The 11791-nt window shown below is 57.2% G+C and carries 11 protein-coding genes; 10 read left to right on the forward strand and 1 reads right to left on the reverse strand.

Going from position 1 to position 11791, the window contains the following annotated elements; translation table 11 throughout:
• Positions 1 to 6: 6 nt before the first annotated feature.
• The 10 genes from OGY83_RS12330 to eutR all read left to right on the forward strand — a co-directional run bounded on the left by OGY83_RS12330 (position 7) and on the right by eutR (position 10793).
• Positions 7 to 1410: an aldehyde dehydrogenase family protein gene (locus OGY83_RS12330; protein ID WP_286635973.1), complete on the forward strand. Its 1404-nt coding sequence runs from the start codon at positions 7 to 9 to the stop codon at positions 1408 to 1410.
• A 12-nt stretch (positions 1411 to 1422) separates the two neighbouring features.
• On the forward strand, positions 1423 to 2262 hold the full coding sequence (eutJ, locus tag OGY83_RS12335; RefSeq protein ID WP_048234757.1) for an ethanolamine utilization protein EutJ: 840 nt from the start codon (positions 1423 to 1425) through the stop codon (positions 2260 to 2262).
• On the forward strand, positions 2252 to 3439 hold the full coding sequence (gene eutG / locus OGY83_RS12340) for an ethanolamine utilization ethanol dehydrogenase EutG (protein ID WP_286635974.1): 1188 nt from the start codon (positions 2252 to 2254) through the stop codon (positions 3437 to 3439). The genes eutJ and eutG overlap by 11 nt, the downstream gene beginning before the upstream one ends.
• A gap of 119 nt (positions 3440 to 3558) precedes the next feature.
• Positions 3559 to 4791 carry an ethanolamine utilization protein EutH gene (gene eutH, locus OGY83_RS12345; RefSeq protein ID WP_003835043.1) on the forward strand — a complete coding sequence of 411 codons (1233 nt, stop codon included), beginning with the start codon at positions 3559 to 3561 and terminating at the stop codon, positions 4789 to 4791.
• On the forward strand, positions 4788 to 6191 hold the full coding sequence (gene eutA / locus OGY83_RS12350) for an ethanolamine ammonia-lyase reactivating factor EutA (protein ID WP_286635975.1): 1404 nt from the start codon (positions 4788 to 4790) through the stop codon (positions 6189 to 6191). Before eutH ends, eutA begins: the two co-directional genes overlap by 4 nt.
• An 11-nt stretch (positions 6192 to 6202) precedes the next feature.
• A complete protein-coding gene (gene eutB, locus OGY83_RS12355; protein WP_003038029.1) occupies positions 6203 to 7564 on the forward strand; it encodes an ethanolamine ammonia-lyase subunit alpha in 1362 nt (453 codons plus the stop codon).
• Positions 7565 to 7584: 20 nt separating this feature from the next.
• On the forward strand, positions 7585 to 8481 hold the full coding sequence (gene eutC, locus OGY83_RS12360; protein WP_149281436.1) for an ethanolamine ammonia-lyase subunit EutC: 897 nt from the start codon (positions 7585 to 7587) through the stop codon (positions 8479 to 8481).
• 9 nt (positions 8482 to 8490) lie between these two features.
• On the forward strand, positions 8491 to 9150 hold the full coding sequence (gene eutL, locus OGY83_RS12365) for an ethanolamine utilization microcompartment protein EutL (protein ID WP_003838537.1): 660 nt from the start codon (positions 8491 to 8493) through the stop codon (positions 9148 to 9150).
• A gap of 11 nt (positions 9151 to 9161) precedes the next feature.
• Positions 9162 to 9692: an ethanolamine utilization microcompartment protein EutK gene (eutK, locus tag OGY83_RS12370; RefSeq protein WP_123267688.1), complete on the forward strand. Its 531-nt coding sequence runs from the start codon at positions 9162 to 9164 to the stop codon at positions 9690 to 9692.
• A 48-nt stretch (positions 9693 to 9740) separates the two neighbouring features.
• Positions 9741 to 10793 carry an HTH-type transcriptional regulator EutR gene (eutR, locus tag OGY83_RS12375; protein WP_079939152.1) on the forward strand — a complete coding sequence of 351 codons (1053 nt, stop codon included), beginning with the start codon at positions 9741 to 9743 and terminating at the stop codon, positions 10791 to 10793.
• A 96-nt stretch (positions 10794 to 10889) separates the two neighbouring features.
• Here the strand turns inward: eutR and hemF are convergent, their stop codons facing one another.
• Entirely contained in the window at positions 10890 to 11789 is a 900-nt protein-coding gene (gene hemF, locus OGY83_RS12380) for an oxygen-dependent coproporphyrinogen oxidase (protein WP_286635976.1), read from the reverse strand.
• Between the last annotated feature and the right edge of the window lie 2 nt (positions 11790 to 11791).

The raw sequence follows: 11791 nt of genomic DNA on the forward strand, positions 1-11791 counted from the left end.
AAAATCATGAATCAACAGGATATTGAACAGGTCGTGAAAGCGGTACTGCTGAAAATGAAAGACAGCAGCCAACCCGTCAGTGCCGTTCAAGAAATGGGCGTTTTTGCCTCCCTGGATGACGCAGTGGCGGCAGCAAAACTGGCCCAGCAGGGGCTGAAAAGCGTCGCCATGCGCCAACTGGCTATCACGGCTCTACGTGAGGCGGGCGAAAAGCACGCCAGAGAATTAGCGGAACTTGCCGTCACTGAAACCGGCATGGGACGCGTCGAAGATAAATTTGCCAAAAACGTGGCGCAGGCGCGCGGCACGCCGGGGGTGGAATGCCTGTCTCCACAGGTTCTGACCGGCGATAACGGTCTGACGCTGATTGAAAACGCGCCGTGGGGCGTGGTGGCCTCGGTAACCCCGTCTACCAACCCGGCCGCGACTGTCATTAACAACGCCATTAGCCTGATTGCCGCTGGTAACAGCGTGGTCTTCGCACCGCATCCGGCGGCGAAAAAAGTTTCTCAGCGCGCTATCACTCTGCTTAACCAGGCGGTAGTTGCCGCAGGCGGTCCGGCAAACCTGTTGGTAACGGTTGCCAACCCGGATATCGAGACTGCCCAGCGTCTGTTCAAGTACCCAGGTATCGGCCTGCTGGTGGTGACCGGCGGTGAAGCCGTAGTGGACGCCGCGCGTAAGCACACCAACAAACGTCTGATCGCCGCTGGTGCGGGTAATCCACCAGTGGTGGTTGATGAAACGGCTGACCTGGTACGCGCGGCGCAGTCGATAGTCAAAGGTGCATCGTTTGACAACAACATCATCTGCGCCGACGAAAAAGTGTTGATCGTGGTCGATAGCGTCGCTGATGAACTGATGCGTCTGATGGAAAGCCAGCATGCGGTGAAACTGACCGCGGCTCAGGCCGAACAGCTGCAGCCGGTGCTGCTGAAAAATATCGATGAGCGCGGTAAAGGCACAGTCAGTCGTGACTGGGTCGGACGCGATGCCGGAAAAATCGCTGCGGCGATTGGTCTGAACGTACCGGAGCAAACCCGTCTGTTGTTCGTCGAAACCTCCGCGACGCATCCGTTTGCCGTTACCGAACTGATGATGCCGGTGCTGCCGGTCGTACGGGTTGCCAACGTCGATGAAGCCATTGAACTGGCGGTCAAGCTTGAAGGCGGCTGCCACCATACGGCGGCGATGCACTCACGCAATATCGACAACATGAACCGTATGGCAAACGCCATTGATACCAGCATCTTCGTTAAGAACGGACCGTGCATTGCCGGTCTTGGGTTGGGCGGTGAAGGCTGGACCACGATGACCATTACCACACCAACCGGGGAAGGGGTGACCAGTGCGCGTACGTTTGTGCGTCTGCGTCGCTGTGTGTTGGTAGACGCCTTCAGAATTGTATAAGGAGTAAATGAGATGGCGCACGACGAACAACGTTGGTTGACACCCAGACTGCTAAAAGCGGCAACGCTATGTAACCAGACGCCCGCAAAGAGCGATTCACCGCTGTGGTTGGGCATTGATTTGGGAACGTGTGATGTGGTGTCGATGGTTGTGGACAGTGACGGACAGCCGGTCGCAGTTTGCCTGGACTGGGCCGATGTCGTGCGCGATGGCATCGTCTGGGATTTCTTTGGTGCGGTGACCATCGTTCGTCGCCATCTCGATACGCTCGAACAACAGCTGGGTTGCCGCTTTACCCATGCGGCAACCTCATTTCCGCCGGGAACTGACCCACGCATTTCTATTAACGTGCTGGAGTCTGCCGGGCTTGAAGTGAGCCATGTGCTCGACGAACCAACCGCGGTGGCGGATCTGTTGCAGCTCGATAACGCTGGCGTGGTGGATATTGGCGGTGGCACTACCGGGATTGCGATTGTTAAGCAGGGCAAGGTGACCTACTCCGCCGATGAAGCAACCGGTGGGCACCATATTTCTCTGACGCTGGCCGGGAACCGTCGTATCCAGCTGGAAGAAGCCGAGCAGTACAAACGCAGCAACGGCAAAGAAATCTGGCCGGTGGTGAAGCCTGTCTACGAAAAGATGGCGGAAATCGTGGCGCACCATATTGCCGGACAGGATGTCGCTGATTTGTGGCTGGCCGGTGGTTCCTGTATGCAGCCGGGCGTTGATGAACTGTTCCGTAAGCGTTTCCCGGAACTGCAGGTGCATTTACCCCAGCACAGCCTGTTTATGACTCCGCTGGCGATTGCAAATAGCGGAAAAGAAAAAGCGGAAGGAATCTATGCAAGCTGAATTGCAGACCGCGCTCTTTCAGGCATTCGATACCCTGAATCTGCAACGCGTAAAAACGTTTAGCGTTCCCCCGGTTACGTTATGTGGACTGGGAGCGCTCAGTACCTGCGGACAGGAAGCACAAACGCGCGGACTGACGCATATGTTCGTCATGGTTGACAGCTTTCTGCATCAGGCGGGGATGACCGCCGCACTGGAGCGCAGCCTGGCGATGAAAGGTGTGGCAATGACGCTGTGGCCATGTCCGGTAGGCGAGCCGTGCATTACGGACGTCTGTGCGGCAGTCGCGCAACTGCGTGAATCGAAGTGTGATGGCGTTGTGGCCTTCGGCGGTGGCTCCGTACTGGATGCCGCCAAGGCAGTGGCGTTGCTGGTGACGAATCCCACCCAGACGCTGGCTGATATGGACGAGCAAAGCGCGTTACGCCCGCGTCTGCCGCTGATTGCCGTACCGACTACCGCCGGAACGGGCTCAGAAACCACGAACGTCACGGTGATTATCGACGCCGCGACCGGACTCAAAAAAGTGCTGGCCCACGCAACCCTGATGCCGGATGTGGCGATCCTTGATGCCGCATTGACGGAAGGTGTGCCTGCACACGTAACGGCGATGACCGGGATTGATGCACTGACGCACGCCGTTGAAGCGTATAGCGCGCTGAACGCGACGCCGTTTACCGACAGCCTGGCGATTGGCGCGATTGCGATGATCGGTAAATCGCTGCCGAAGGCCGTCGGCTACGGTCAGGATCTGGCGGCGCGCGAAAGCATGCTGCTGGCTTCCTGTATGGCCGGGATGGCGTTTTCCAGCGCAGGGCTGGGCCTGTGCCATGCGATGGCGCACCAGCCGGGTGCGACGTTGCACATCCCGCACGGACAGGCTAACGCCATGCTGCTTCCTACGGTAATGGGTTTCAACCGTATGGTGTGTCGTGAGCGCTTCAGCCATATCGGACGGGCGTTAACCAACAAGAAATCGGACGATCGCGATGCCATCAACGCGGTCGGTGAGTTGATTAGCGAAGTGGGCCAGACCAAACGACTCTCTGACGTTGGGGCAAAGCCCGAGCATTACAGCGCATGGGCTCACGCCGCGCTGGAGGATATTTGTATTCGCAGTAACCCACGGACCGCCACGCAGGCACAGATCATCGACCTGTACGCGGCTGCCGGGTAATGCCTGTAGGCCGGATAAGGTGCTCGCACCGCCATCCGGCAATAACACGGCGTTAATGCCGGAGGCGACGTAAACGTCTTATCCGGCCTACAAATCACAAATGACAGGGAGTAGGGGCTATGGGAATTAACGAAATCATCATGTACATCATGATGTTCTTTATGCTGATTGCCGCCGTGGACAGGATCCTGTCGCAGTTCGGCGGTTCGGCACGCTTCCTCGGTAAGTTCGGTAAGAGTATTGAGGGATCGGGCGGCCAGTTTGAAGAAGGCTTTATGGCGATGGGCGCGCTGGGTCTGGCGATGGTTGGTATGACCGCGCTGGCACCGGTACTGGCGCATGTGCTCGGGCCAGTGATTATTCCGCTGTATGAAATGTTGGGCGCGAACCCGTCGATGTTTGCCGGAACGCTGCTGGCGTGCGATATGGGCGGCTTCTTCCTGGCGAAAGAACTGGCGGGCGGCGACGTGGCGGCGTGGCTGTACTCTGGCCTGATCCTCGGGGCGATGATGGGGCCGACGCTGGTCTTCTCCATTCCGGTTGCACTGGGGATTATTGAACCGTCTGACCGCCGTTATCTGGCGCTGGGCGTGCTGGCGGGTATCGTCACCATTCCGATTGGTTGTATTGCGGGCGGTTTGATTGCGATGTACTCCGGCGTCGAAATCAACGGACAGCCGGTGGAATTCACCTTCGCGCTGATCCTGATGAATATGATCCCGGTGTTGATCGTGGCTGTGCTGGTGGCGCTGGGACTGAAATTCATCCCGGAAAAAATGATCAACGGCTTCCAGATCTTCGCGAAATTCCTGGTGGCGCTGATCACCATCGGCCTGGCAGCAGCGGTGGTTAAATTCCTGCTCGGCTGGGAGCTGATCCCAGGTCTTGATCCTATCTTCATGGCTCCGGGCGACAAGCCGGGTGAAGTGATGCGCGCCATCGAAGTTATCGGTTCTATTTCCTGCGTACTGCTCGGCGCGTACCCAATGGTGTTGCTGCTGACTCGCTGGTTTGAAAAACCGCTGATGAGCGTCGGTAACCTGTTAAAAATCAATAATATTGCGGCTGCCGGTATGGTCGCGACGCTGGCGAACAACATCCCAATGTTCGGCATGATGAAGAATATGGATACCCGCGGCAAAGTGATCAACTGCGCCTTTGCGGTCTCCGCGGCCTTTGCACTGGGTGACCACTTAGGCTTCGCCGCTGCCAACATGAACGCGATGATCTTCCCGATGATTGTCGGCAAGCTGATTGGCGGCGTGACGGCGATTGGTGTGGCTATGCTGTTGGTACCGAAAGATGAAGATGTGCCAGCTGAAGTAGAAACCAACCCGGAGGCGCAATCGTGAATACTCGCCAGCTACTGAGCGTCGGTATCGATATCGGCACCACCACCACTCAGGTCATTTTCTCGCGCCTTGAGCTGGTCAACCGTGCGGCAGTGTCGCAGGTGCCGCGCTACGAATTCATCAAACGCGAAATTAGCTGGCAAAGCCCGGTGTTCTTGACCCCCGTTGATAAGCAGGGCGGGTTGAAGGAGGCCGAACTTAAGGCGCTAATCCTCGCCCAGTATCAGGCGGCGGGTATTGCGCCTGAGACTGTCGATTCCGGCGCGATCATCATCACCGGAGAAAGTGCCAAAACTCGTAATGCGCGTCCGGCGGTGATGGCGCTCTCTCAGTCTCTGGGGGACTTCGTGGTTGCCAGCGCCGGTCCGCATCTGGAATCGGTGATTGCCGGTCACGGCGCGGGGGCACAAACCCTGTCCGAGCAGAAGTTGTGCCGCGTACTGAATATCGACATCGGTGGCGGTACGTCGAACTACGTTCTGTTCGATGCCGGAAAGGTCAGCGGTTCGGCTTGCCTCAACGTCGGCGGACGACTGCTGGAAACGGACGGCCAGGGGCGAGTAGTGCATGCGCATCAGCCGGGGCAGATGATTGTTGATGACGTATTTGGTCCGGGCACTGATGCCCGAACTCTCAATGCGGCGCAGCTTGTTCAGGTAGCCCGACGGATGGCGGCGCTGATTGTGGAGGTGATCGACGGCACGTTATCACCGCTGGCACAGGCGCTGATGCAAACCGGCCTGTTACCGGCGGGCGTGAAACCGGAAGTGATTACGTTGTCCGGCGGGGTGGGCGAGTGCTACCGCAACCAACCAGCCGATCCGTTCTGTTTTTCCGACATTGGCCCGCTGTTAGCGACGGCTCTGCATGAACATCCGCGCCTGCGTGAGATGAACGTGCAGTTCCCGGCGCAAACCGTGCGCGCCACGGTGATTGGCGCCGGTGCGCATACGCTGTCGCTTTCGGGCAGCACCATCTGGCTGGAAGGTGTGGCGCTTCCGCTGCGCAATCTGCCGGTGGCGATTCCGGTTGATGAGGCTGATTTGGTGGCCGCCTGGCAACAGGCGCTAATGCAGCTCGATCTTGACCCGCAAACAGACGCCTACGTGCTGGCGCTGCCCGGTTCACTGCCGGTGCGCTACGCCGCGCTGTTAACGGTGATTGATGCGCTGCTGGCCTTCGTCGCGCGCTATCCGAATCCGCATCCCCTGCTGGTGGTAGCCGAGCAGGATTTTGGTAAGGCCCTGGGCATGCTGTTACGCCCACAGTTACAGCAACACCCGCTGGCAGTCATCGATGAGGTGGTTGTCCGGGCGGGGGACTATATCGACATTGGTACGCCTCTTTTTGGCGGATCGGTTGTGCCGGTGACGGTGAAATCACTCGCATTTCCTTCCTGAGGGAACGACTTATGAAACTAAAGACCACATTGTTCGGCAATGTTTATCAGTTTAAGGATGTTAAAGAGGTGCTGGCAAAAGCCAACGAACTGCGTTCGGGGGATGTGCTGGCAGGAGTGGCCGCAACCAGTTCGCAGGAACGCGTGGCGGCCAAGCAGGTACTGTCGGAAATGACGGTGGCGGATATCCGCAATAACCCGGTGATTTCCTATGAAGAGGACTGTGTAACGCGTCTGATTCAGGATGACGTCAACGAAACGGCCTATAACCGTATCAAAAACTGGAGCATCAGCGAGCTGCGCGAGTACGTGTTGAGCGATGAAACCTCCGTGGATGACATTGCGTTTACACGTAAAGGGTTAACGTCGGAAGTGGTCGCCGCGGTAGCAAAAATTTGCTCCAACGCGGACCTGATCTACGGCGGTAAGAAAATGCCGGTGATCAAAAAGGCCAATACCACCATCGGTCTGCCGGGCACCTTTAGCTGCCGTTTGCAGCCGAACGACACCCGTGATGACGTGCAGAGTATTGCCGCACAAATCTACGAAGGGTTGTCCTTCGGGGCGGGCGATGCGGTGATTGGTGTAAACCCGGTAACGGATGACGTGGAAAACTTAAGCCGCGTACTGGATACCGTGTATGGCGTCATCGACAAATTCAACATCCCGACCCAGGGCTGCGTACTGGCACACGTGACTACCCAGATCGAAGCGATTCGTCGCGGTGCGCCGGGCGGGCTGATTTTCCAGAGTATCTGCGGCAGCGAGAAAGGCTTAAAAGAGTTTGGCGTTGAGCTGGCCATGCTGGATGAAGCGCGCGCAGTGGGCGCGGAGTTCAACCGTATCGCCGGGGAAAACTGCCTGTACTTCGAAACCGGGCAAGGGTCTGCGCTTTCCGCGGGCGCGAACTTCGGTGCCGATCAGGTGACGATGGAAGCACGTAACTACGGGCTGGCGCGCCACTACGATCCGTTCCTGGTGAACACCGTGGTGGGCTTTATCGGGCCGGAGTATCTCTACAACGACCGTCAGATTATTCGTGCCGGTCTGGAAGATCACTTCATGGGCAAGCTGAGCGGCATCTCAATGGGCTGCGACTGCTGCTACACCAACCATGCTGATGCTGACCAGAACCTTAACGAAAACCTGATGATTCTGCTCGCCACCGCTGGCTGCAACTACATCATGGGCATGCCGCTCGGTGACGACATCATGCTCAACTATCAGACTACCGCCTTCCACGACACCGCGACCGTGCGTCAGCTGCTGAACCTGCGTCCGTCGCCGGAGTTTGAACGCTGGCTGGAAACCATGGGCATTATGGCAAACGGTCGCCTGACCAAACGGGCGGGCGATCCGTCACTGTTCTTCTGATGACGCGGGGATGACACACGATGGATCAAAAACAGATTGAAGAAATTGTACGCAGCGTAATGGCGTCAATGGGTGAGTCTCAACCGCAGGCTCAAGAATCGTCAGCACCAGCAAAATGCAGCACCACGCAGTGCGCCGCGCCGACCGGTGAAAGCTGTGCGATGGACTTAGGCTCAGCCGAAGCCAAAGCGTGGATTGGCGTTGAGAATCCGCACCGCGCAGAGGTATTGACCGAACTGCGCCGTAGCACCGCTGCGCGTGTATGTACCGGTCGTGCCGGTCCGCGTCCGCGTACCCAGGCGCTGCTGCGTTTCCTGGCTGACCACTCGCGTTCGAAAGATACGGTATTGAAAGAAGTGCCGGAAGAGTGGGTAAAAGCCCAGGGACTGCTGGAAGTGCGCTCGGAAATCAGCGACAAAAACCTGTATCTGACGCGTCCAGACATGGGGCGTCGTCTGAGTGCGGAAGCCATTGAAGCACTGAAATCACAGTGTGTAATGAATCCGGATGTGCAGGTGATTATTTCTGATGGCCTGTCTACCGATGCGATTACCGCCAACTACGAAGAGATCCTGCCGCCGCTGTTGTCGGGCTTAAAACAGGCTGGATTGAAGGTCGGGACGCCGTTCTTTGTTCGCTATGGGCGCGTGAAAATCGAAGATCAGATCGGCGAACTGCTGGGTGCAAAAGCGGTGATCCTGCTGGTTGGTGAACGTCCGGGCCTCGGCCAGTCGGAAAGTCTTTCTTGCTACGCCGTCTATTCGCCGCGTGTGGCGACCACCGTTGAGGCTGACCGTACCTGTATCTCGAACATTCACCAGGGCGGTACGCCACCGGTTGAAGCGGCGGCGGTGATTGTGGATTTGGCCAAGCGCATGCTGGAGCAAAAAGCATCCGGCATCAATATGACCCGTTAAGGAGGCATCATGCCAGCATTAGATTTAATTAGACCTTCAGTCACCGCGATGCGTGTGATTGCCTCGGTAAATGACGGTTTTGCCCGCGAACTTAAATTACCGCCACATATACGTAGCCTCGGACTCATCACAGCAGATTCTGATGACGTGGCGTATATTGCCGCAGACGAAGCGACAAAACAGGCAATGGTCGAAGTGGTTTATGGCCGCTCGCTGTATGCCGGTGCGGCGCACAGTCCCTCTCCAACCTCGGGCGAAGTGCTGATTATGCTCGGTGGACCAAACCCGGCCGAAGTTCGCGCAGGTCTGGACGCGATGGTGGCCAATATTGAAAGCGGGGCGGCATTCCAGTGGGCGAATGACGCAGAAGATACCGCCTTCCTGGCGCATGTGGTTTCGCGTACCGGTTCGTATCTTTCCGCGACCGCGGGATGCCGACTAGGCGATCCGATGGCGTATCTGGTGGCGCCGCCGCTGGAAGCGACATTTGGTATTGATGCCGCGCTGAAATCTGCCGATGTACAACTGGTGACCTATGTACCACCGCCGTCAGAAACCAACTATTCAGCAGCGTTTTTGACCGGTAGCCAGGCTGCTTGTAAAGCCGCATGTAACGCCTTTGCTGATGCCGTTCTGGATATTGCCCGTAATCCAATCCAGCGCGCGTAAGAGAGGTAGTGATGATCAATGCACTGGGATTACTGGAAGTGGATGGCATGGTGGCTGCCGTGGACGCGGCGGATGCCATGCTGAAAGCCGCGAACGTGCGCCTGCTTAGCCACGAAGTGCTCGATCCTGGTCGGCTGACGCTGGTGGTGGAAGGCGATCTGGCGGCATGCCGCGCAGCGCTGGATGCTGGCAGTGCAGCCGCAGCGCGTACGGGCCGTGTTATCAGCCGTAAGGAAATAGGCCGGCCGGACGATGACACCCAGTGGCTGATCGGCGGTTTTAAACGCCAGCCGAAGAAACCTGAACAGAAGCCAGAAGCGAAAACAGAAGTGAAACCAGAGAAGACACAAGACGCCCCCGTGACGTCTGAATCCTCTGCCCAACTTCTGACGCTGTTAGCATCGGTCCGTCAAGGAATGACGGCAGGGGAAGTGGCCGCCCACTTTGGCTGGTCACTTGATGAAGCCAGAAAGGCGCTGGAACAGCTCTTTTCTGACGGAGCGTTGCGTAAACGCAGTAGTCGCTATCGCTTAAAAAATTAACCTGTCGGAGGGCCGGGGGCTTCGTTGAAGCTTCCGGCTTAAAAGATCATGAAAAAGAAACGTACTGCAAACCTGCACCATCTTTATCATGAAGCATTACCCGAAGACGTTAAACTGACGCCGAAAGTGGAGGTGGACAACGTTCACCAGCGGCGTACAACGGATGTGTATGAGCATGCTCTGACGATAACCGCCTGGCAGCAGATCTACGACCAGCTGCATCCGGGGAAATTTCATGGCGAGTTCACGGAAATCCTGCTCGACGATATTCAGGTGTTCCGTGAATACACCGGACTGGCGCTGCGTCAGTCGTGCCTTGTCTGGCCAAACTCATTTTGGTTTGGCATTCCGGCCACGCGCGGCGAGCAGGGATTTATTGGTACCCAGTGTTTGGGTAGCGCTGAAATTGCCACCCGCCCAGGCGGGACGGAGTTTGAACTGAGTACACCGGATGACTACACCATTTTGGGTGTTGTCATTTCGGAAGAGGCCATTGCTCGTCAGGCCAATTTCCTGCATAACCCGGAAAGGGTGTTGCATATGCTGCGCAATCAGTCGGCGCTGGAAGTTAAAGAACAACATAAAGCCGCGCTATGGGGCTTTGTGCAGCAGGCGCTGGCGACGTTTAGCGAAAACCCGGAAAACCTCCATCAACCTGCGGTACGTAAGGTCTTGGGCGATAACCTGCTGCTGGCGATGGGCACCATGCTGGAAGAAGCGCAGCCGATTATGACTGCGGAGAGCATCAGCCATCAGAGCTATCGTCGCTTGCTGTCGCGTGCGCGCGAATATGTGCTGGAAAATATGTCAGAGCCGCTGACCGTGCTCGACTTATGCAATCAGCTGCACGTTAGCCGCCGGACGTTGCAAAACGCCTTTCACGCGATCCTCGGTATAGGTCCGAATGCCTGGCTGAAACGTATTCGCCTGAACGCCGTGCGTCGTGAGTTGATAAGCCCGTGGTCGCAGAGTGCGACGGTGAAAGACGCCGCCATGCAGTGGGGATTCTGGCATTTAGGGCAGTTTGCCACCGACTACCAGCAGCTGTTTGCGGAGAAACCGTCGTTGACGCTGCATCAGCGTATGCGCCAGTGGGCATGATGAGATTATTGTGCCGGATGCGACGCTAACGCGTTATATCCGGCCTACGGGTTTTGCCGTTGCTGTAAGCCTGATAAGCGTAGCGCCATCAGGTAATTACACCCAGTCGCGGACCTGAATAAATTCGCTAAGGGCAGCTTCCGGGCTGTTCGTTTCCGGCTGCCAGTCATACTCCCAGCGTACCAGCGGCGGCATCGACATCAGAATCGATTCCGTGCGCCCGCCGGTTTGCAAACCGAACAACGTGCCGCGATCCCACACCAGATTAAATTCCACATAGCGCCCACGACGATAAAGCTGGAAATTACGCTCGCGCTCGCCCCAGCTCATCATTTTGCGGCGTTCGACGATGGGCAGATACGCCTCGGTGTAACCTTGACCTACTGCCTGCATAAAGGCGAAGCAGTGGTCGAAATCAGGGGTATTCAAATCATCGAAAAACAGCCCGCCAATGCCGCGCTGCTCGTTACGGTGCTTGAGGAAGAAGTAGTCATCGCACCACTTTTTGTAACGTGGATAAACGTCGTCGCCAAACGGCTGGCACAGATCACGCGCCGTGCGATGCCAGTGAACCGCATCCTCATCAAAGCCGTAGTAGGGCGTTAAGTCAAAGCCGCCGCCAAACCACCACACGGGATCGGCCCCCGGTTTTTCCGCGATAAAAAACCGTACGTTGGCATGGCTGGTTGGAATGTAGGGATTCTGTGGATGCACCACCAGCGAGACGCCCATGGCTTCATAACTGCGCCCGGCAAGCTCCGGGCGATGCGCGGTAGCCGAGGCCGGCATTGCATCGCCGTGGACGTGGGAGAAGTTGACGCCTGCTTGCTCGAAAATACCGCCGTTACGCAACACCCGACTGCGCCCGCCGCCGCCCGCTTCGCGCTGCCAGTTATCCTCAACAAACTCGCTGCCGTCTACGGTGGATAACTGCTGACAAATCTCATCCTGCAGGCTGAGCAGGAACTGTTTTACGCGCTGTGCATCGGGCTTCATGG

The sequence above is a fragment of the Citrobacter sp. Cpo090 genome (assembly GCF_030332665.1).
Taxonomy (GTDB): Bacteria; Pseudomonadota; Gammaproteobacteria; order Enterobacterales; family Enterobacteriaceae; genus Citrobacter; species Citrobacter portucalensis.